At 68.4% G+C, this 21,541-nt stretch carries 16 protein-coding genes; 3 read left to right on the top strand and 13 right to left on the bottom strand.

What is annotated here, in order from left to right:
• Positions 1-34 precede the first annotated feature (34 nt).
• The gene (locus GobsT_RS11330; protein ID WP_010033868.1) at positions 35-580 is read left to right on the top strand and encodes a hypothetical protein; all 546 of its coding nucleotides are present in this window, start codon (positions 35-37) and stop codon (positions 578-580) included.
• 187 nt (positions 581-767) lie between these two features.
• On the opposite strand, the gene GobsT_RS11325 is transcribed toward GobsT_RS11330, so the two are convergent.
• The 6 genes from GobsT_RS11325 to GobsT_RS11295 form a co-directional block, all read right to left on the bottom strand.
• A complete protein-coding gene (locus GobsT_RS11325; RefSeq protein ID WP_010033871.1) occupies positions 768-2,021 on the bottom strand; it encodes a leucine-rich repeat domain-containing protein in 1,254 nt (417 codons plus the stop codon).
• A 154-nt stretch (positions 2,022-2,175) separates the two neighbouring features.
• The gene (locus tag GobsT_RS11320; RefSeq protein WP_010033873.1) at positions 2,176-3,063 is read right to left on the bottom strand and encodes a leucine-rich repeat domain-containing protein; all 888 of its coding nucleotides are present in this window, start codon (positions 3,061-3,063) and stop codon (positions 2,176-2,178) included.
• Positions 3,038-4,195 carry a hypothetical protein gene (locus GobsT_RS11315; protein WP_010033874.1) on the bottom strand — a complete coding sequence of 386 codons (1,158 nt, stop codon included), beginning with the start codon at positions 4,193-4,195 and terminating at the stop codon, positions 3,038-3,040. Before GobsT_RS11315 ends, GobsT_RS11320 begins: the two co-directional genes overlap by 26 nt.
• 88 nt (positions 4,196-4,283) lie before the next feature.
• On the bottom strand, positions 4,284-5,093 hold the full coding sequence (locus GobsT_RS39530) for a leucine-rich repeat domain-containing protein (RefSeq protein WP_010033876.1): 810 nt from the start codon (positions 5,091-5,093) through the stop codon (positions 4,284-4,286).
• A gap of 225 nt (positions 5,094-5,318) precedes the next feature.
• The gene (locus GobsT_RS11300; protein ID WP_010033879.1) at positions 5,319-6,746 is read right to left on the bottom strand and encodes a sigma-54-dependent transcriptional regulator; all 1,428 of its coding nucleotides are present in this window, start codon (positions 6,744-6,746) and stop codon (positions 5,319-5,321) included.
• Positions 6,747-6,761: 15 nt separating this feature from the next.
• Positions 6,762-8,252: a sensor histidine kinase gene (locus tag GobsT_RS11295; protein WP_010033882.1), complete on the bottom strand. Its 1,491-nt coding sequence runs from the start codon at positions 8,250-8,252 to the stop codon at positions 6,762-6,764.
• Positions 8,253-8,584: 332 nt separating this feature from the next.
• Here GobsT_RS11295 and GobsT_RS11290 point away from each other — a divergent pair, with 332 nt between their 5' ends.
• Complete coding sequence (locus GobsT_RS11290) at positions 8,585-9,748, top strand: hypothetical protein (protein WP_010033885.1); 1,164 nt, start codon at positions 8,585-8,587, stop codon at positions 9,746-9,748.
• Between the two features lie 130 nt (positions 9,749-9,878).
• Here the strand turns inward: GobsT_RS11290 and GobsT_RS11285 are convergent, their stop codons facing one another.
• Both GobsT_RS11285 and GobsT_RS11280 read right to left on the bottom strand, forming a co-directional pair.
• Entirely contained in the window at positions 9,879-10,442 is a 564-nt protein-coding gene (locus GobsT_RS11285; RefSeq protein WP_010033888.1) for a DUF6939 family protein, read from the bottom strand.
• A 72-nt stretch (positions 10,443-10,514) separates the two neighbouring features.
• Positions 10,515-11,840, bottom strand: a complete 1,326-nt coding sequence (locus tag GobsT_RS11280; protein ID WP_010033889.1) for a hypothetical protein — start codon at positions 11,838-11,840, stop codon at positions 10,515-10,517.
• A gap of 215 nt (positions 11,841-12,055) precedes the next feature.
• On the opposite strand from GobsT_RS11280, the gene GobsT_RS11275 reads away from it, so the two are divergent.
• Positions 12,056-12,949, top strand: coding sequence for an outer membrane protein assembly factor BamB family protein (locus GobsT_RS11275; protein ID WP_010033892.1), 894 nt, complete (start codon positions 12,056-12,058; stop codon positions 12,947-12,949).
• A gap of 35 nt (positions 12,950-12,984) precedes the next feature.
• Here the strand turns inward: GobsT_RS11275 and GobsT_RS11270 are convergent, their stop codons facing one another.
• The 5 genes from GobsT_RS11270 to GobsT_RS11250 all read right to left on the bottom strand — a co-directional run bounded on the left by GobsT_RS11270 (position 12,985) and on the right by GobsT_RS11250 (position 21,326).
• On the bottom strand, positions 12,985-14,394 hold the full coding sequence (locus tag GobsT_RS11270) for an MATE family efflux transporter (RefSeq protein ID WP_010033893.1): 1,410 nt from the start codon (positions 14,392-14,394) through the stop codon (positions 12,985-12,987).
• A gap of 316 nt (positions 14,395-14,710) precedes the next feature.
• Entirely contained in the window at positions 14,711-15,868 is a 1,158-nt protein-coding gene (locus GobsT_RS11265) for a transposase (protein WP_010033207.1), read from the bottom strand.
• 312 nt (positions 15,869-16,180) lie between these two features.
• Positions 16,181-19,309: an efflux RND transporter permease subunit gene (locus GobsT_RS11260; RefSeq protein WP_010033895.1), complete on the bottom strand. Its 3,129-nt coding sequence runs from the start codon at positions 19,307-19,309 to the stop codon at positions 16,181-16,183.
• A complete protein-coding gene (locus GobsT_RS11255; RefSeq protein ID WP_010033899.1) occupies positions 19,306-20,433 on the bottom strand; it encodes an efflux RND transporter periplasmic adaptor subunit in 1,128 nt (375 codons plus the stop codon). The genes GobsT_RS11260 and GobsT_RS11255 overlap by 4 nt, the downstream gene beginning before the upstream one ends.
• Positions 20,434-20,867: 434 nt before the next feature.
• Positions 20,868-21,326 carry a MarR family winged helix-turn-helix transcriptional regulator gene (locus tag GobsT_RS11250; protein WP_033197750.1) on the bottom strand — a complete coding sequence of 153 codons (459 nt, stop codon included), beginning with the start codon at positions 21,324-21,326 and terminating at the stop codon, positions 20,868-20,870.
• Between the last annotated feature and the right edge of the window lie 215 nt (positions 21,327-21,541).

Here is a 21,541-nt window from a genome sequence, read left to right as displayed (position 1 = left end):
CAGCCGGGCGACCTCCGGAACGGAAAGCGCCCCGATGCACGTCGCCACGGGAATCATCCGGATCCCCCAGTACGGCCCTCCGAACGAGTCGGGCGTCCGGCCGGTCGAGAGTTCGACCGAGTACATGGTCCGCTTCGAGGTGCTGCCCCGCATCGGCCAGGTTGTCACCTACGGCAAAGAATCCTGGGTCGTCGCCCGCGTCGAATTCCCCCTCGCATCAAGCACGACGGCCGGGGAACTGGTGGCCGGCCCGGCCCGGGTCGAACTCGATCACCTGCCCAAGGGCGGGCGCAGCGGGAGCGCCCGGAGTGGTACCGTCCTGGCCCTGATCCTGGACGAGGGGCGGCTCCAAGACCCGACCTACGACGGCGAGTTGCGCACGTTCCCGGCCCTTCCGCGGGTCGGCGAGTTCATCTCCGACGCCACCCGCAACCCGCACGTCCGGTACCGGGTCAAGGAGGTGAACCACGTCCTCAACCGACGCACCGAACTCGGGTGGATCGAGGCCGAAATCCTCATCGTCCCGGACGGGGAACCGCTCCCCTGGAAGCTCCGCGCTCAACGCCCCTCTGACAACTGACCCACTCACAGACCGCCGTTCGATTGATTCCGCCGGCTATGCCCGTACGACCACGGCCAGCAATTCGCGAAGCGAATCCCGTTCAGGGGGTTGGGACACTTCATGCGGCTATGTACCCACCAACGCGAACGGCTCGCGGGAGAGATCCGGCGGGCCGTCAGGTATTCGGCATGAGCGCGTTACCACGTCACCTCATGATTTTGCACTTCGGCAATGCTGCGGTGAGCTCCTTCACCCCCGCGTCCGTCACCTTCGTGTTGAACAGGAAGAGTGCGGTGAGGTTCTTGAGCCCGGCCAACTCCTTCAACCCCGCGTCCGTCACCCCCGTTTCTCCGAGGTAGAGCATGGTGAGGTTCGTGAGCGGGGCCAGCTCCTTCACCCCCGCGTCCGTCAAAGTCGTTCCACTCAGGTCAAGTAGGGTGAGGGCCGTGAGCCCGGCCAGCTCCTTCACCCCCGCGTCCGTCAAAGTCGTGAAGCTCAGATCGAGTGTGGTCAGGGCTTTGAACCCGGCCAACTCCTTCAACCCCGTGTCCGTCACCTTCGTTCCACCCAGGTTGAGTGTGGAGAGGGCCTTGAGTCCGGCCAGCTCCTTCACCCCCGCGTCCGTCACCTTCGCTCCACCCAGGTTGAGTGTGGTCAGGGCCTTGAGCCCGGCCAGCTCCTTCACCCCCGCGTCCGTCACCCCCGTGTTGCCCAGGTCGAGTACGGAGAGGGCCTTGAGCCCGGCCAGTTCCTTCACCCCCGCGTCCGTCACCCCCGTGTAGTGTAGATCGAGTGTGGTCAGGGCCTTGAGTCCGGCCAGCTCCTTCACCCCCGCGTCCGTCACCTTCGTGAGGCCCAGTTCGAGTGTGGTGAGGGCCTTGAGCCCGGCCAACTCCTTCACCCCCGCGTCCGTCACGGCCTTGGCCGCAAAAAGGCCGAGTACGGAGAGTTCCTTGAGGCTGGCCAGCTCCTTCACACCCGCGTCCGTCACCTTCGTTCCACCCAAGCCTAACGTGGTGAGGGCTTTGAGCCCGGCCAGCTCCTTCACACCCGCGTCCGTCACGTCCGTGTAATTCAGCTCGAGTGTGGTGAGGGCCTTGAACCCGGCCAACTCCTTTACCCCCACGTCCGTCAAAGTTGTGAAACTCAAGTTGAGTGTGGTGAGGGCCTTGAACCCGGCCAGCTCCTTTACCCCCACGTCCGTCACTTTCGTTGCGCCCAGGTTGAGTGTGGTCAGGGCCTTGAGCCCAGCCAACTCCTTCACACCTGCATCCGAAAGCGGGCAAGCGTACAGGAAGACACTCACCACCGGCTTGCCGGATGGCGTTTCGCCGCGATGCACCTTCCCCCCGAGCTTCTCGACGAAGGCGACGGCCTTGTCTTCGGCCTCGTCGGCACGCACCGAAGAGCACACGCACAGAGCCGAAATGATCGAAGCAAAAGCCAACGCCCTGAACATCGGTTGCTCCCGCTGAAGGTGACGACCTCAAGGGCGTTTTACGGCGCCCGGGACCGGAGTGCCGGGAACCAGAAGTGCGGGTTCGTATGAACGCAAACGGTCCGCTGGAGAAGTCCGGCGGGCCGTCGTGACTTCGATGCGAGCGTACCCTTCGTCACTTGCTAATTTCGCACTTTGGCAGCGCCGATTTCAGTTCCTTCCAGCCTGCGTCTGTCACCTTCGTGCGGTACAGGTTGAGCCGGGTGAGGTTCGTGAGCCCGGCCAGTTCTTTCAGCCCCGCGTCCGTTACACCCGTGCCAATCAAAATGAGTGTGGTGAGGGCCTTGAGCCCGGTCAGTTCTCTCAACCCGTCGTCCGTCACCTGCGTACGGCCGAGGTCGAGTAAGGTGAGGTTCTTGAGCAGACCCAGCTCCTTTAGCCCCGCGTCCGTCACCTTGGTAGAGTACAGGTCGAGCTTGGCGAGGTTCTTGAACGGGGCCAGTTCCTTCAGCCCAACGTCCGCCACACCTGTGCCGCCCAGGCCGAGCTCGGTGAGGTTCTTGAGCGGGGCCAACTCTTTCAGCCCCGCGTCCGTAACACCTGTCCCGCTCAAGCCGAGGGCGGTGAGGTTCTTGAACCGGCCCAGCTCCCTCAGCCCTGCGTCCGTCACACCTGTGCCGCCCAAGCCGAGGACGGTGAGATTCTTGAACCGGCCCAGCTCCTTCAGCCCCGCGTCCGTCACCTTGGTAGAGAACAGATAAAGGGTCTTAAGGCTCTTGAACGGCACCAACTCCTTCAGCCCCGCGTCCGTCACGCCTGTGTCGCCCAGGGCGAGCCGGGTGAGGCCCGTAAGCGGGGCCAGCGCCTTCAGCCCCGCGTCCGTCACCTTCGTTTTGCCCAGGTCGAGCGTGTTAAGGTTCTTGAGCGGGGCCAACTCCTCCAGCCCCACGTCCGTTACAGCCGTACCAAGCAGGATGAGTTGGGTGAGGTTCGTGAGCCCGGCCAGTTCCTTCAGACCCGCATCCGTCACCTGGAGGTCACGCCACGGTTTGTGCTGTGGCACCCTCTGATTTGTGGCAGAGTGTATCTCGTTTGCGGAACGAGGAGCCCGGCCGTTCGGCGAAGAACCGTGGGAGCCGGTCGTCTTGGCTCAGCACGGCGGCCCGCAGTTGCAGGATCGATTCGGCACCGTCGGGCCGGGTCCAATGCTTCTGTGTGCTCTTCACCCGGGCGTTGATCTCGCCCACCAGTGACTCGACCAAGCTACTCGTCGGTAGCCCGTTGCGCCGGTATCGCGGGTACGCCATGCGATCCCGATTGTTCCCCAAGTAGGTCCGCGCGTGCGCCACCACCCGGCGCGGGTCCCGGCGCTCCTCGGCCGTCGCCGCCTCACCCAGTGGGGGCTCACCCAGCCGCGCCTGCCACTGATCCAGTTCGGTGAGCACTTCTCCAACGCGACCCTGCCAGCACGCGCGCATCCAGGCCACGTATTGGGACCAACCCGACGCCTCATCGGGGCTCACGGCCGCGGCCGACGAGAACACGTAACACACCGCGTGCAGGAAATCCACGATCGGCTCGAACGCACCAAAGTACCCGCGCCAGATGGTCCAGTTGTACGCCTGACCGTCGGCTACGAACGCCCGACGCGGGGCCTCATAGAAGCGCCGCTCCTGGGCCTCGGCGGCCATCATCGGGCCGAACGCGGTACTCCCCTCCAGGCTCGCCACGCACGTCCGCACCAACCGCGTCGGGGACCACCGCTCGGCCCCTTCGGGTTCCCCGGCCGGCACCGGGGGCGTCGATTCGTCCACGGTTTCCGGGGGCGCGACCTCGCCCGCCGGGCCCTTCATCTGCTGCACCAGGCGCCGCACCCGGCGCGGGCAGCGGAACGACTCGGGCGGCTCGGGGCACGGGTCCGTGGCGAACGTGGGGCCACTCAGGGTGGCCAGGCACGCCACCTTGTCCTCCTTGTTCTGGGCCTCGTGAACACCCGGGCCGGCGCCCGCGGCGCGGGTGCGGATGCGCCCCCCATCGACCTCGACCACCACGGCCACGGGCACCACCGCGGTCCGCGGCTCTAACTGGCGGCGCCGGTGCTCGACCGCCTTCCGATCGCGCCGCGCGATCAACTCGTGCCCGACCTCGTGAGCCAGTCGGCGCACCTGGTTGTCGCTGATCGTGACCCCGGTCATCCGCACCGCCTCGGCGGCATCCCGGAACGAGGAGAACCGGGCGGCGGCCGTGACGATGCGTTGAACGACCGAGGAACTGTACCCGTGCTCATCCAGCCCGAGGGCCAGCCGCAGGGGGGAAAAAGTCCCGCCGGCAGGCGGGACAATGGGCGATCCGTTCGGCCTGTTGAACCGTGGCCCCTTGGGCCGCCAGGGTGCGGGTGTGTGGTCGGGTCGGGCACGGCTCGCCACACACCGGACACGGAACCTGTTCGGGCACCTTCCGGGCCTGCTGGTGGAGCATCTGCTGGAGGGCACCTTCGGTGAGCCCTTGTGCCGCCGCGGTGGCGATCTGCTCCATCGTCCGGAAGTCCACGTCCAATCCCGGCCCGTCGTCCCCGAACGCCCGCTTGGAAACGATTTTGCCCCACTCCGCCGCCAGTGCTCGAAGGCGGTCGAGTTCCTCGGCCGTGAAACGCGGTGTGCTCATGACTCGCCCCGCACGAGAGTTGCGGCGAAATCGCCCCGCGCTTTTCCTATCCCGTGCCCCGAGGACCGCAAGGCCTACTGCAAACCGTGGCGTGACCTCCGTCACCTGCGCGAACCCCAGATCGAGCTTGGTGAGGTTCGTGAGCCCAGCCAGATCCTTCAGACCCGCATCCGTTACCTTCGTGGAGAACAGGTCGAGCGTGGTGAGGTTCTTGAGCGGGACCAGGTCCTTCAATGTCGCGTCCGTCACCTCCGGGTGAGACAACACAACACCGATAACGGGTTGACCGCTTTTGCTCGTGTCACGAGTCACCTTACCGCGGAACTTCTCGACGAGTGCAACGGCCTTATCCTCGGCCTCGTCCGCGCGGACCGACGGGCACGGGCACAACACCAAAACGGCCACAACGAAAGCCAACGCCCTGAACATCGGTGTCTCCAGTTTTGAGGCAGTTCCGGGAGGTTGTTACGGTGCCCGGCATCACAGCATACTGAAGCCCCACGCCTCGTACATGAACGGTTGGGGCGATGCGGCCCTGCTTGGTCGGTCAGTGTGAACGTCATCCGCCGCGCAACGGCTCCGTTGACGTGCTTCGCGCTCCGCGTCTCCTGGCGCCGCACGTTCGTATAGCGGGGCGCGCAACCGATCTGGAAATCAGCTCCCCGTCCGGTCGGCCTTTCGGGCCGCGCGGTCGAACGCTTGGAGCCGCGATCGGAGCGTGTTCCGCGAGATGCCGAGCAGCTCGCTGGCCTGAACCTGGTTGCCACCGACGTGATCCAGGACGTCGCCGATGACCGCGCGTTCGACCTCTAACAGGACCCGGCGGTAGATGTCGAGCGAACCGGTCGCAAGGAGGTCGCGGACCAGACGGCGGACCCCGGCCAGGTCCACGACCTCGTCAGACGGTTTGCCCGCGCCGGGATCGCCGCGCAGGGCCGCCGGTAGGCAGTCCGGCGTCAGGACCTCGCCCGTCGCCTGAATCGCCGCGAACCGCACCACGTTCTGCAATTCGCGGACGTTCCCGGCCCAGGGGTGCTGTTCGAGCAACTGAACCGCCTCTGGAGCGACCGCGTGGAACGACTTGCCCAACCGCCGGGCCGACTGCCGTAAGAAGTACTCGGCGAGTAGGGGGATGTCGCCGGGGCGGTCGCGGAGCGCCGGGAGCGCGATCACGAACCCGTTGAGGCGATAGAGCAGATCGTGCCGGAACTGCCCAGCGGCCGCCAGAGCGGCCAGGTTCTGGCCGGTGGACGCGATGACGCGCACGTCGGCCGCCACCGCGTCGCCACCGCCCGCGCGGTCGAACCGCCGCTCCTGAAGGACGCGGAGGAGCTTGGCCTGGGCGGACGGGCTGAGGTCGGCGACCTCGTCGAGGTAAACGGTCCCGCCGTCGGCCTGCTCGAACCGCCCGATCTTACCCCGGCCGCCCTCGGCACTCGTTTCGCGACCGAACAACTCCTCTTCCAGCGCCGCCCCCGGAGTGGCGGAGCAGTCGAGCGCCAGCAGCGGCCGGTCCGCCCGCTCCGAGTGCTGGTACAGGGTGCGGGCGATCAGCTCTTTTCCGGTCCCGCTCTCGCCCGTAATCAACACGGGCACGGCCTGCCGGGCGAGCAGGCCGATGGCCTTGTACACCGCCTGCATGGCGGGGCTGCGGCCCACCACCTCGTCGGCGTCCGGCGGCGCCGGCTCGCCGGCGATCACCGCCGGCACGCTCCGCATCCGCCGCAACTCGATCGCGCGAGCGACCGTGTCCCGCAGGCGGTGCAAGTCGACCGGCTTGAGGAGGTACTCGAAGGCACCGCGCTTGACGGCTTCGATAGCCGTATCGGCCGCCGCGTAGGCGGTGATCATCACGACCGGCAGCCGGGGGTCCAGCGCCCGGATCTGATCGAACACCTCCAGGCCGGTCATGTCCGGCAGGCGCACGTCCAGAATGACCGCGTCCGGCGTCTGTGCGCGAACGGCGGCGACGCCCTCGCGCCCGGTCGTCGCGGTGCTCACCGCGAGGTCGTCGGTCGAAAGCCCGGCCTCCAGCGAGTACAGCAGGCTCTCCTCGTCGTCGACGATGAGCAGATTGGCCACGTCTTCGTCTCCATATCACGGGCGAGTGCCGGTTCCCGGGCCTGATTCGAGTGCATCCAGCAGCGGCAGCCGCACGGTAAAAACGGCCCCGCCCGCGGGCGGCGAACCGGCCCGAATCGTCCCCCCGTGCGCCTCCACGATCCGGCGGCAGATGGACAGCCCCAACCCCAGCCCGGTCTCCTTGGTGCTGACGAACGGGTCGAAGATCCGCTCGCCGACGGCGGCCGGCAGGCCCGCGCCCTCGTCCGCCACTCGTAGCACCAGTTCCGGTCCCCCCCCTTCACGCGTTGCGGCTTCGACCGAGATCCGGACCCGCCCGCCGCCCGGCTGCGCGTCAATGGCGTTGTAGAGCAAGTTGTACACCACCTGGCCGAACTGGTTCGGGTCGACCAACAGGGTGACGGGTTCGGCGGGCACTTCGATCCCGAGCGCGACCTTCTGACGGTCGGCGCGCGCCTGGAGTCCCGCGACCGCCTGCTCCAGGAGCGATCGGAGGTCGGTCGCCTGGCGCTCGGGGCGCGGCGGCCGGGCGAAGTCCAGGAACCCGGTGACGGTGTGCTCCAGGCGCCCGATTTCGCGCTCGATGACCGCCAGATCCTTCGCCCGGAACGGCGACAGGCCCAGCGGGTCGGCCGCCGTCTGGATGAGGATTTTGATGGCCATGAGCGGGTTGCGGATCTCGTGGGCAATGCCCGCGGCCATCTGCCCGACCCACGCCAGTTGTTCGGCCCGCAGCGCGTCGCGTTCCACCTGGCGGAAGCGGTCCAGTAAGGCCGAGACGGACTCGTCCAGCCGCTCCGCCGCGTCCCCGGCATGCGCCCCGGTCGGCACCACGGCGCTCAACCGAACAACTGTGCCCTGGAGCCGCTCCTCCGTGCGCAGCATGCCGCGGCGGACCCCCGTCGCGATCAGCCACCCGCCGAGCAACCCGCCGCCCGCCCCGCACGCCCCGATCGCAAGGAACACGACCGTCAGGAGCCCGGTCATCTCCTCGCTCGTCTGGCCGGACTGCGCGAGCGCCTCCTCGTTCAGCCGCGCGTACTCTTTGGCGGGTTCAAGGATCTCTTTCTCGGGGATCGCGGCCAGCTCGGCCAGTTCGGCCCGCGGCACCGCGCCGGGCGGCCCGTGAAAGACCCGGTCGTACTCCGCGAACAGTCGCTCACACCCGGCACGAACCCGCCGCATGAGCGCCTGCTCTTCCTTCGTGAAGGCGACGCTCTCGGCCTCGGCCAGCGCGTCCAGCGTCAGTTGCCGGAGCGGGCGGACGGCTTCCAGGTGCTGGCGGTCGCCGGTGATGAGAAACCGGTCCAGCCCGGCGTCCACGTCGCGCACGCGGCTTTCAAGGTCGCGTGCGGCGCGAACGCTGGCGACGTTGCTGTTGAGCATCGCCGACACCCGCTGCTGCGCGAGCCGGGCGTACCACGCGGCCCCGGCGGCGGTCAGCAGCAGCAGCAAGCTCACACACGCGAGCGGAACGAGCACGCGCGAAACGATACGGTGGTCCACATACACCTCACGAATGACAGCGCACCGGGCACCGGAACCGAAGCGGTGTCGCGGCACGACCTCCCGCACGCCGGCCCCCCGCCGCGACGCCCCTACCTTCCCAAATGGCACCGCATCCGCTCGGACCGGTTCGCGCGGTGGTGCGTGCCGTACCGGCCCGGTCGGCAATGTCGGCACCGGCACGTTCCGGCGCGCACGATCGTACCGGCCGGCGCGAGGCGGGACGCCCGGCGGGCACGGAACCGGCCACCCGCCGCCTTCACTCTGGGGCTCCACAACAGTGCAATACCTTACGCGACACGCGTGTTCGCACTACGAACGGGGGCACCGACATGGGCTTCTTTACCGGGCGGGTTACGTTTCTTCGGTTCGCGGTCGGCGGCCCGGCCCCGCGGTTCTTCGACGACGAACATCTGGACCGGCTCCGGGAGCATGCCGCGGGGAGGCAGGCGCTCGCCGCCGCGGACGGCATCGAGACCGGGTGGGCGGCCGGCAAGTCGGTCCTGGACACCGAGTTCGATCTGGCCAAGAACGTGATCAACGACACGCTCCACTTCGACCTGCGGGTGGACACCGACCGGCTCCCCGGCGACCTGCTCAAAGCGTACTACGAGACCGACCTGACCGCACTGGCCAAGGAAAACCCGAGCGGCTTCGCGTCGGCCCGGCAGAAGCGCGAGGCCAAGGAGGGCGCGCGGAACCGCCTGGAGGCGGAAGCCAAGGACGGGCGGTTCAAGCGGCGTAAATGCACCCCGGTGCTGTGGGACCGGGCGGCCAACGAGGTGCTGTTCGGGGCCACTTCGGCCACCCACGCGGACCGGCTCTCGGACCTGTTCGAGCGCACCTTCGGGCTCCCGCTCGAACCGCTCACCGCCGGCCGCCAGGCCGAGCGGGCCGCGAGCGCCCTGGGGCTCACCGGGGCGGCGGAAATGCCGTCGGAGTTCGTGCCCGGGAACGAGGGCGAGGTGGCCTGGGTCCCGGGCGGCGGGGCGGCCGACTTTCTGGGCAACGAGTACCTCCTGTGGCTCTGGTTCCTGACGGACCGGGAGACCGATACGGTGACCGCGGCGGACGGGAGCGACATCACCCTGATGCCCGCGCGGACGCTCACACTGGAGTGCCCGCGCGGCGTCACCGGGAGCGAGACCATCGCCAGCGACGGGCCGACCCGGTTGCCTGAAGCGCGCCGCGCCGTGCAGGCCGGGAAGCTGCCCCGGAAGATGGGGCTGACGATGGTCCGGCACGGCTTGCAGTACGAACTGACGCTGCACGCCGAGACGCTGGCGGTGGGCTCGTGCAAGATGCCCGACCTCCCCGAGGACGTAACCGAGGCCCGGGCCAAACTGGACGAGCGGGCGACGCAGGTGCGCGAACTGGTCGAGACGCTGGACCTGTTGTACGCCCACTTCCTGACGGTGCGCCTGTCCCCCGGCTGGGCGGAAGAACTGGAGCGGGTCCGGGGGTGGCTGGCCCACGCCGAATCGCGGGCCGCATAAGCCGGCGGTGAATGCAACAACACCTCACAGGGGCATTGGGCGCACACGCATGTCCGCCCAATGCCCTTGGGCTGCCAGTTTTCTGTTCAGCCGAACGAGCCGGGCCATACCGATCGCCCCGAAGCGCACATCAGTTCGCGGGCGGTTCGGGCCACGTCTCTTCCAGAAAGTGCCGTACCAGCGCGGCGTGCGACAGCGGGCGTGAAAGGTCCTCAGCATCCGTGTTCGTTTCGTAATCGAGCAGCACGACCGTCCCGGCCCTCGCGATCCCCCGAAGCTGTTCGACTTCGCGCGCGAGGCAACGCTCCAGAACCCACGCGTACGCCGGGAGGTAGATGCGGAACCGGGCCTCGCGGTAGCCAAGAAGCGTTCCGCTCCCCACGCCGAACCGGTGCCCGCGGACCGCACCGCGACTCGCCCCGGCGCGTTTGATGTTCCGCATGTCCGTGATCGCCCACTTCTTCGGGTCGATGTCCTCCTTCTCAAAGACCTTCAGACCTTGCCAGAGCCCTTCGACCGATGCGGCGGTTTCGTCGGGCGTGTTCGGAATTGGGATCCCACCGTGGGGAAAGAAGGGGCTGAACCGCACCCACGGTTCCGGTCCTTTCGAGGTCACGTCCGCGACGGTCGCTCCGGGCCATTGTTGCGCAATGGTTGCGGCCTTCTTCCGGCGGGTCTCGATGATGATGGGCATGATCCTCTCCGCTTGGCCCAACGGATGAGGATACCGCCCTGCGAAGCCGGTGCGATGTCGGGAGCAGCGCGCTCAGCGGCGCAACACCAGCGAGACGGCCTGCGACACGACCTCCCGGTGCGTCTGGTCCGTCCGGAGGCGACCGGAGACATAGCACGCGCACAGTAACAGCGTCCAACTCACGCACGCGAGTAGCACCGCCGCCAGCACGGCGCGTGCGATCCGTCCCCACGCGAACGCTCCACCCGCCAGTACCGCCAACCCGCACGCCACAACCGGCACGTGCTCCACCCACAGCCGGACGCCGAACGAATCACCCTGCCCCGGATCGCTCCAGAACGCCAAAATCGTCGTTTGCAGCGCAGCGTTGGCCAAACTCGCCCAACCCCACCACGGCACATCCCGCCACCGCCATACGTAACCGACCAGCGCGAGCAACACGACCGGCGTCACCCAGAACAGCCCGCGCGCCGGAGACAGCAGCACCGCAAACACATCCGGCGCACTCACGAAATGCCCAGTGATCATGGGGTGGTCGTGGGTTCCATGAGCAATCAGTGCGCGCGCCCCGACGTTCACCGCGTGAACCTGTGCCTGGAACACAAGGGCCGCGACACCGACCACGAGACCGGCACCCGCACCCGGCCCCCACGCGCGCCAGCCCCGGCGCAGGAGCGGTGCCCCGCGCCACGCCACAAGCACCAGAATGTACGGCGACTGGTGCGGTCGAGTCAGGTAGAGCGCCGACGCCAGCACCGCGAACACGAACACCGCGACGTTCGACCGCCGCGCGTGCGGTATCCGGTCGGCGAGCAGCAGCAGCAACACCATGATGCAGAACGTGGTCGGGTGGACGCTGAACGGAAACCATGCGGTGTAGTACAGCAGCGGGGTGCCGAGCCAGGCCGCGATCGTCGCCACAGCCGCAACCGGCGTCGAAACAAGGGTACGAACCAGAGCAAACGTGATCTGCACGCCGAGGCCGGCCGCGAGCAGCAAGCCGAGCGCGACGAATCCAACCTCCGGTCGCGTGTAACCGACCGGCCCACTTCCCCCCCCAGCGATTGTGGTCAGCGCGCGGGCCGGTAGTAGGAACGCCCCCTCCAGCAGCGACAGCCCGACCGGGAACACGTTCTTGATGCCGCCGTCCGCACGCCGGGGAGTGCCGGCGTCGGTCCGGAACGGCCCTTGTGCCGGCCCGAGAGGCAAGTCGTCGGTCACGTCCCAGTCGCCGGAGACCACCACCGAACGCGCGGCGGCGTAGTAAAACTGGGCGTCGAACCCGCGGAGCAGCGTGCCGTAGTAGCTGTCGGCCTTCGCGAGCCCGAGCGCGCCGACCGCCACGACGAGCAGCGCCGGCCCACAGCAGCGCAGCAACCGCCTCACGAGTTCGCCCACCCCAGCCCCCTTCCAGCAACCGAACCGTCCGTACCCGCCTTACAGCGGCCCGCAATCCTAGCTCAGCCCTGCCGCGCTCACAATCGGAATGAAGCCCCGCTGAACGCCACGTCGGGACGGTGCTTCAAACCAGGGCCGCGCAGTATTCCGTTGCTACCGGCGGGCGCAGTCGCGACAATCCGGCACCGCTCCCACCACCTTGTCCGAGAACACGTATGCTCCGCTCGGTTCCGCTTGCCCTCTGGGCCACACTGTTCGGCACAACGGTTCTGGCCGCCGATCCGATCAAGCACGGCTTCCTCGCCACCGGCGGGGAAACGTTCATCACCGACGAATCCGGCAAGACCGTCTGGAAGTACCCGCACGCCACGCGCGACGGCTGGGTGCTGGACAACGGGAACGTGCTCCTCGCCCTCTCGAAGAGCAAAACGTACCCCGGCGGCGCGGTGGTCGAGGTGAACCGGGACGGCAAAACGCTGTTCGAGTTCAAGGGCACCCAATCGGAGGTCAACACGGCCCAACCGCTGGACGGCGGAACGGTGCTGCTCACCGAGGCCGGGGAAAAGCCGCGCGTCCTCGAAGTCGACCGCGACGGCAAAGTTGTCGCCGAGGTCCCGATTCAGGCGCAGACGAAGGACCACCACCTGCAAACGCGGATGACGCGGAAGCTCGCGAGCGGCAACTATCTCGTGCCGCAACTGCTGGACCGCGTGGTGCGCGAGTACGACCCCAAGGGCAAAATCGTGTGGGAGGTGAAGACGCCACACATGCCCTTCACCGCCATCCGGCTCCCCGACGGGAACACGCTCATCGGCTGCACGCACGGCGACCTGGTGATCGAGGTGAACAAGGACGGCAAGGAGGTGTGGCGGGTGACCAACGACGACCTGCCGACCAAGCTCATCAGCGACGCGTGCGGGGTTCAGCGGCTCGCGAACGGTAACACGGTACTGACCAGTTACCGCACGACCGCGAACCAGACCAAGCTGTTCGAGCTGACGCGCGACAAGAAGGTGGTGTGGACCTACACCGACGCCCGGAAGGTCGGCATCCACCACTTCCAGATTCTGGGCGCGAACGGAAAGCCCGAAAAGAACCCGCTGCGGTAACGCGTTGGTCACCGCGGCCGCTTCCACAGACCCGCTCATTTGCAGTCCGCCCGCGAGAAGAGCCCGAGTTCGTGGCGCGCGACGACGATCATTATCAACCCGTGGCCGACAAGCCCGGCGGCCATCGCGATATAGAGCGCGTCGAGACCGCGGCCGAACACCCGCACCACCAGATACCCACCCACCGCCGCAACGATCAACCGCGTGAACGCGGCGGCCAGTGACTGAACCACACGCCCCGTTCCCTGTGCCGCAAAGAACAGCGCGAGCCCACTCCCGAACCCGATGTACGCCGGGCCGACGGTCCGCAGGTACGCCCCGCCGGTCGCGAGCACATCGGGGTCGGTTGTGAACAGGCCCATCCAGACGCCGGGCAGCGCAGCGGCGGTCAGCCCGACGACCGCCCCTGCGCTAGCGCCGAGCAAAAGCCCCGCTCGCGTCGCCTGTCGCACCCGCGCGTGGTTCCCGGCCCCGGCGTTCGCGCCCACCAGCGGCACCAGCGCCGACCCGACCCCGAACACGATCGGGATGAGGAGGAATTCGAGCCGCCCGCCCATGCCGTACCCGGCAATGGCCGCCGTTCCGAACGGGGCGACGAGGGCCGTCAGCGTCAGGAACGTCATGTTCGACTGAAGGGTGTTGATCGCACTCGGAGCCGCGACGCGAAAGATCGCCGCCGTCCGGCGACGGTCCGGCCCGAGCGCCGAGAAGAACTCTCGGAACGGCGAACCCGGCGCGCGCAGCGCCCGGACGAGTGCCGCCGCCGACACCACGTTGTACCCGACCACTGCCCACGCCGCCCCGATCAGCCCGAACCCCGGAACCGGCCCCGCCCCGAAAATGAGGAGCGGCGACACGGCGAGCGTGAGCACGCCCCCGACCGCCCCCACCGCCGCCGGGTAACCGGTGATACCAGCCCCCCGGAGGCAACTGGCGGCGGCCTGAAACACCCAGACCGGCACTGCCCCCAGGAACAGCACGCCCGAGAACTGAACGGCCGCGTCCAGCACCGGCCCGGTCGCGCCGAGGGTCGCGTAGATCTCGCGCCCGAACGCCAGCAGCACGACCGTGAACCCGACCCCGATCAGGGCCGCGATCGAGAGCGCCGCACCGGCAAGCCGCGCCGCCTCGTCGCGCCGCCCGGCCCCGAGTGCCCGCGCCACCGCCGACGCCACCCCGCCGCCGTAAGCCCCGGCCGACAACGTGGTCATGAGCATGACCAGCGGGAAGCTGAGCGAGATCGCGGCCAGCGCGTCCGACCCGAGGAACCCGACGTAGTATCCCTCAACCGCGTTCACAACCGCCTGGAACGTCATGAGGGCCACCGTCGGCGCGGCCAGCTTCAGCAACGTCGGCAACACCGGCCCTTCCAGCAACAGGCGGGTGCGGTCCGAACGAACAGGTTCGTGGGGTGCGGCCGGCGGCGCCTGTGTCGCAGTAGCCATATTTCGGGTCGCTCCGTTCGGGATTCGTGCCCAGTCGGGTTGATGCGCGTCTTTCATCACCACCGATTCCCCGTGTGGTCGTTCTGGCCGTTCGATCAACTTCGGGCACAGCCACCGGCGCCGGTTTTCGTCCGAGGATGGCAAGCCAGTCACCGGCGCTCATTCGCCACAACAGCAATATCAGCAACGCATTACAGAAACCACGCCGAGCCAAACGGAAGCCAAGGCCCGTTCACCCCGGAAGCATTATCCGGGTTTTGAGGGCACGGCACGGTGGTAGCCCCGTACCAGCGAATCGGGAGCGAATCCAGTAGTTTCAAGTTGGCGGCTTGGTTTTGTTGGCCGATCGTGCAGTAGTAATGGACTTATTTTCGCCATCTGTAGGTGCCAGCCCATCGGCCAACAGTATCAGGCATACCGCCGCCAGTGTCCACCCGAGGCCGCGGGCTGAGCGGGACCACAACCAGGCGTTACGCAGGATCAGCCCGACGGCCACCCACAGGAGTCGCACGACCCCATCGGTGGTCGAGGTCCGGGGCCGAACCTGCCCCAACTGGCGGTAGCTGCTCTCGATCCCGAATCGGGTCCGGTACAGGTCCCGAATCGCCACCGGGCTCCCGCTCACCCGCCACGCCGCGTACAGTAACTTCTTGCTCCGCCGGCCCCCGGTCCGCCGGTACCGGTAGCTCTTGTGAGCGATCACCACGTGCACCCGCACCGAGGTGCCCCGATCCGCGTGGGTGTACGCATATCGACCCGCGCCCCGCCGCCGCACGGCCCGCAACCCGACCCCCTTCACCCCGGGCCGGGGCTTGCGGCCCCGGACCACGGCCGGGATCACGAACGGCACACCCCGCGCCTGGAGCAACCGCATCACCGCGATCGAGAAGAACGCCTTGTCCAGCAGCGCGACCCGGACCGTAACCCGTGCCGCCGTCACCTGATCCAACAGCCGGGTGAGCACCGCGGTCATCGGCTCCTTCTCGCCCACGGCCGTCAACCCGAGCGTGTACCGGTCCGGTCCCCCGACGAGGCACGCGGTGGCGTACGTGTGGAACGTGTGGGTGCCGCCGGCCCCCTTGGACCGGGTGGTGTCCCGGTTCGGCGTCCCGAAGTACCCGATCCGGTGGTAGTCGATCGCGACCCGAGCCGCCCGCTTCCGCTTGCCGAGCGGGGCGTGGAGGGCCGGCCGCAACCGCCGCTCGAGGGTGCGGCGCCGCTTGGGCAGCGTGAGGTACAAGCAATCCCAGATGGCCTGCCCGGACGGGGCGTCGGCGATCGCGGCACAGGCCGCGGCCACCGAGCGGGCGAACGCCGCGGCGAACAGCACCACCCGCCACACCACCTCGGGTGTACAGGTGCGGCGACGCTTGGGCAGTTGGACCGCACGGCCGAGCCAGTCGGTCAGGACCGGACGGAGGTGCCGGGTGGCGTGGGCCGGGGTGGCTCGGATAGACTGACGTTTGGGTCGCATGGGGGCTCCGACAGTGGAGGCGTGGTAACCACCATTGACCGGTAAACCCATGCGGCCCGCTACTCATAAATCGCCCAACTTGAAACTACTGGAATCGCCCGCGGGACGGCAGCTCGCGACCCGTTACCCGTCCAGTCCACGTGTGCCACCGTAGTTGTCGCACCGGCCTCTGTGAGGCCGGCTACAGAAAGCACGGGATCTTCAACCGGATTCGGGCTCACCTGGGTCAAGGCCTTGGTCACGTCACTCGCGCGGTGTCGGTGGCGCACCCTCCCCTACCAACCTGATGGCACCGCGCCCCGGAGCGAGCCACTATCCAGGGTCGGGAGCCGCACCGGACCGCGCGGCGGCCGGCGGCGCCGTGTGTTCCACGGGTGTCGGCGGCAACGGTCCGGTCGGACGCTTCACCCGGAACAGCAGGACGTACAGGGCCGGCAGGTTGCCCAACGTGAGGAACGTGGCGACCGACAGCCCGCCCATGATGGCCACCGCCAGCGGCCCCCAGAACACGCTCCGGGTGAGCGGGATCATGGCCAGGATCGCGGTCGCCGCCGTCAGCACCACCGGGCGGGCGCGCCGCACCGCCGACTCGATCACCGCGTCCCACAGCGACATCCCGTGTTCCACGTCGTGCTCAATCTGGTCGATCAGGATCACCGAGTTCCGCATGTCCATCCCGGCCAGCGCGATCACCCCAAGGAGAGCGTTGAACCCGAAGGGGGCGTGGAACAGCAGCAGTGCCGACACCGCGCCGATCAGCCCCAGCGGCGAGATCACGAACACCAGGAACAGCTTCTTGAAGCTCTGCACCTGGACCATCAGGAGCGTCAGCATCACCGCGATCATGACCGGGAACACGGCGAACAGCGCCTCGTTCGCCTTCTGGCTCTCCTCCACCGCGCCGCCGGTGTCGATCCGGTAGCCCGGCGGGAGCCCATCCTTGAGCGTCCGGAGCTGGGTCAGGATCGCGGCGGTCACGTCCGGCGCCTGCACCCCGTCGGCCACGTCCGCCCGCACCGTCAGCACCGTCTCCCGGTCGCGCCGCCACAGGATCGGCTCCTCCTGCTCGTAGGCCGCCGTGGCGACTTGCGAAAGTGGCACCGCGCTACCGGCCGGAGTGATGATCGTCAGGTCGGGCAGCGCGTCGAGCTTCAACCGCTCCTCCGGCACCGCCCGTGCCACCACGTCAATCAGTTCGATACCTTCGCGGTACTGCGACACGGGCGCCCCCGTGAGGAGCGTCTGAAGGGTCGCCGACACGTCCTGCGGGGTGAGCCCCAGCGCCCGCGCCCGGTCCTGGTCCACCCGGAGCCGTACCACCTTCGACGGCTCGTCCCATTCGAGCTGGGCGTCCCGCGCGTGCGGGTTCTGGCGCATCACATCGCGCACCCGGTGGGCGATCTCGCGGACCCGCGCCGGGTCCGGGCCGACCACCCGGAACTGTACCGGGAACCCGACCGGCGGGCCGAACTCCAGCCGCACCACCCGCACCCGCGGCAGCGCGAACGTGTCGTCCGCCGCGACCCGCTCCAGGAGGCGGGTGCGAAGCCGCTCGCGCGCCGCCGGGTCCTTCGTCTGGATCACGAACTTGGCGAAACTCGGGTCCGGCAGGTCCGGGTTCAGGGCCATGTAAAACCGCGGCGGCCCGGCCCCGACATACGCGGTAAAGTGGTCGATGTCCGGATCGCCGGCCAGCACCTGCTCCATCTTCACCACCTCGGCCTCGGTGGCGGTGAACGACGACCCGCCCGGGAGCCGGAACTCGACCAGCAGCTCCGCCCGGGACGACTGCGGGAAGAACTGTTTGGGCACGAACGTCATCCCGTACCCCGCCGTCACGAACAGCACGGCCGTCACCGCGACAACAAGCCGCGGGTGACGCACGCAGAGCGTGACCGCCCGCCGCAGGAGCCGGTACATCCGGGTGTGGTACGGGTCGTGGCGCGCGCGCCCCGCGTAGTCCGGGAGCAGCCGCACGCCGAGGTACGGGGTGAACACGACTGCCACGAGCCACGAGGCGACGAGCGCGATCCCCACCACCCAGAAGATGCCGCCGGCGTACTCCCCGGCCGCGGACCTGGCGAACCCGACCGGCAGGAACCCGACCACCGTGACCAGTGTGCCGGTGAGCATCGGGAACGCAGTGTTGCTCCACGCGAACGTGGCCGCCGCCACCCGGTCGTGCCCCTCCTCCATCTTCACCACCATCATCTCGACCGCGATGATGGCATCGTCCACGAGCAGCCCCAGCGCCAGAATGAGCGCCCCCAGGCTGATCCGGTCCAGCGCCATCCCGACCGCGTTCATGACCACCAGCGCGCCGGCCAACACCAGGGGCACGCTCAATGCCACCACCACCCCGCTCCGCCAGCCGAGCGACAGGAAGCTGACCACCAGGACGATGACCAGCGCCTCGACGAACGACCGCGTGAACTCGCCGACCGACTCCTCCACGACGTGCGGCTGGAACGCCACCCGCTCGACCGCCGCGCCCGCCGGCAGGTCGGCCCCAACGCCCGCCAGTTCCGCGTCCAGCGCCCGCCCCAGGGTGAGCACGTTGCCCCCGGCCCGCATCGCGACCGCCACCTCCACGGCCGGCTTCCCGTTGTGCCGCACGGTGAACGTCGGCGGGTCCTCGTACCCGCGGCGCACCTCCGCAATGTCCCCCAGGCGAAAAACCTTGCCGCCCGCGTGAACCGGCACCGCCTGCACCTTCTCGACCGCAGCGAACGGCCCCTCCACCCGAACGTACACCCGGTCCGTCGGGGTCTCCACGCTCCCCGCCGGGGCGACCGCGTTCTGCCGCCGGAGGCTGTCGAACACCTGCTGCGGCGGGACGCCGAGGGTGGCGAGCTTCTTGTGCGAGAACTCGACGAACACCTTCTCGGGCCGCTCGCCGACGAGGACCACCTTGGACACGTCCTTCACCCGCAGGAGCCGGCGGCGTGCGTCCTCGGCGAGCCGCTTCAACTCGGCCGGGGTGTAGTCGGCCCCGGTGAGCGCGTACACCGCCACGTACACGTCCCCGTACTCGTCGTCCAGGAACGGCCCCACCACGCCCTCGGGGAACGTGTGCCGGATGTCCCCGACCTTCTTCCGCACCTGATACCAGATGTCGGGCACGGCCTTGGGCGGGGTGTCGTTACGGAGCTGCACGGTGACCACCGCCCGGCCGGGCAGCGAGTACGTGCGGAGGTAGTCCAGGTACGGCGTCTCCTGAAGCTTCTCCTCGATCTTGTCGGCCACCTGGCGCTGCACCTCGTCGCTGGTCGCCCCCGGCCACGCGGCGGTGACGACCATCGTCTTGATGGTGAACGACGGGTCCTCGGCCCGGCCCATGCTAAGGTAGGCGTACAGCCCGGCCGCCCCGGCCGCGAGGATCAGGTAAAGAACGACCGCCGGGTGCTGGACCGCCCAGCGGGACAGGTTGAACGCGCTCACGGGTTCCCCGCTTCCCAGGGCCGCACGGTCAGCCCCACATCGAGCTTTTGTACCCCGGCGGTGACGACCAGTTGCCCCGGTTTCACCCCGCCGGACAGCACCACCGTTTCATGCCGATACTCCCGAACCTCGACCGGCGTGAGTGCGAGCGCGCCGGTCGCGCGATCCACGACCCAGACCGCCGGCCGGTCGCCGGTTCGTAGCAGCGACGAAAGCGGCAGCACATATCCGGGGGCCGCGTCGCCCGGGGTGAGGTGAACGGTCGCGGTCATGCCGAGCGCGATTTGCGGCCCGGTCCGGTCGATGGTGAACCGCGCTTGGTACGTTCGGGTGACCGGGTCCGCGATCGGGGACAGCTCGCGGAGCGTGGCCGGGTACGGTTGGCCCGGGGCGGCCCAGAGGGTGATCGTGGCCCGCGCGGTCCGTGCGGCGTGTACCCGGTTCTCGGGCAAGCTCACCACCGCTTCCCGCTCACCGTCCCGAGCGAACCGGGCGACGACCTGCCCCTCGGCCACCACCTGCCCGGCCTCGGCCGGGAGCGCGGTGATTACGCCGTCCGAATCGGCGGTGAGTTCGCAGTACGCGAGGCGGTTACGAGCGAGGGTGAGAAGCTCCTTCGCGCGGTCGCGCCGCCCCCCGGCCCCGTACAGCGCCGAGCGCCCCTTATCGAGGTCCGACGAGCTGCCGGCGCCGGTGTTGTACGTGCGCTGGAGCCGGTCGTACTCCGCGGTCGCCTGGACGACTTCGGCCTCGGCCGCCGCCAGGTCCGCCTCCGCCGCCTTCAGCGTGAGCCGGTAGTCCGTCGGGTCGAGCCGGAACAGAACGGCCCCGGCCGCGACACGCTGCCCGACCTCGACGTGCCGCGAGACGATCTTGGCCCCCACCCGGAAGGCGAGGTCGGTTTCGTACCGGGCGCGGACCACCCCGGTGTAGGTCTGGCCGCCGCCGTCCGCCCCGGCCCGCACCTCCGTCACCCGCACCACACGCGACTCGGGAGCGGTCACCGGTGGCGGAACCGGCGCCTCGGTCGGAGATTTACCGCCGGCCGTGTGCGCGACGCCGGCCCCGACGCCCGCGAGCGCCAGGGTTCCGGCCACCGCGAGAAAGCGAATTCGATTGCTCATGCGTACTCCACATGAATCAGCCCCGGCGGGGCGAACCGCAACAAGTTGCATATACAACTTTATGTCGGTAAAGTACCCGGGCACTCCTGCCCCCTTACATGGATTGTGCGCGAAGTTAGTGAGTGGCATAGGGCTCCCGCCCTGTGCTACGGCCGCCGGCCCCTCCGGGGCGGGGAACAAGTTAAAAGGCAAAAGTGTAAAGGCAAAAGTGTTGCATCCTTTTTGCCTTTTGACTTTGCTCTTTTGCCTTGGTCTTGCACCCCGGAGGGGTGGCCGAACGTAGCGCAGGGCGGGAGCGGGGCTGAGCGCCGGGTTGGGTGCGCAATCGAGATCGCACGGACCCGGCGTTTCGTAGTTGGTGGTTGGGTCAATCGTGCCGTTCCGGATGGTCCGGGCGCCCACCGCCAGCGCGCATCCAAACCGACCCGGCGCGATCACCCGGAAGCAGCGCTCCCGCTGTTCGCTTGCCGGATCTTGCCTACCGCCGCGAACAGCCCTTGCGCGAGTTCCGGGCCGATCAACTCGTGAACACGCTTCTGGGCCTCTTCCCAGGCGGGCATCAATTTCTCGATCAGCGCTCGCCCGGCGGGCGTGACCTCCAGGTCTTGCGCGCGCCCCTCAGCGGGCGTGGAACGAACCCACCCCCGGTCGAGCAACCGGTCGAGGTCGCGGCTGAGAGTCGATTTGTCGAGTTGTAACAGCCGGCACACGTCCGAGGCGCGAACCGGTCCCCGGTCCGCAATAACGACCATGACGTTCATCTGGCTGATCCGCACCCCGTGCGGGCGGAACGCGTCGTCGTAGATCCCGGTGATGACCCGGTTGAGAATGCGGAACCGGCCGGCCAGGCACTCGGCCGCCACCCGGTTCGCAGGGTTTGGGACTTGTGACATGCTTATATTGTATATGCAACACAAGGAGCGGTCAATGCACTGTTGCAACGGATACACCCGCCCGAGAGCCGTGCCGCATTTCTTGACGAGCCGTGACAGCCGGGGAGAGGGCTCTGGCGGACAGTCGGGGGCCGTCACCCGCGTGGCGGGGGTAGCGGGCTCGCCGCACGCGGTACTCCGGTGAACGGTTCTCCATACATTACCGGCACTGCACA

The organism is Gemmata obscuriglobus, assembly GCF_008065095.1.
In the GTDB taxonomy this organism is placed as follows: domain Bacteria; phylum Planctomycetota; class Planctomycetia; order Gemmatales; family Gemmataceae; genus Gemmata; species Gemmata obscuriglobus.
The sequence above is the reverse complement of the archived record's forward strand: the minus strand, read 5'-3'. Positions and strand labels throughout refer to the sequence as shown.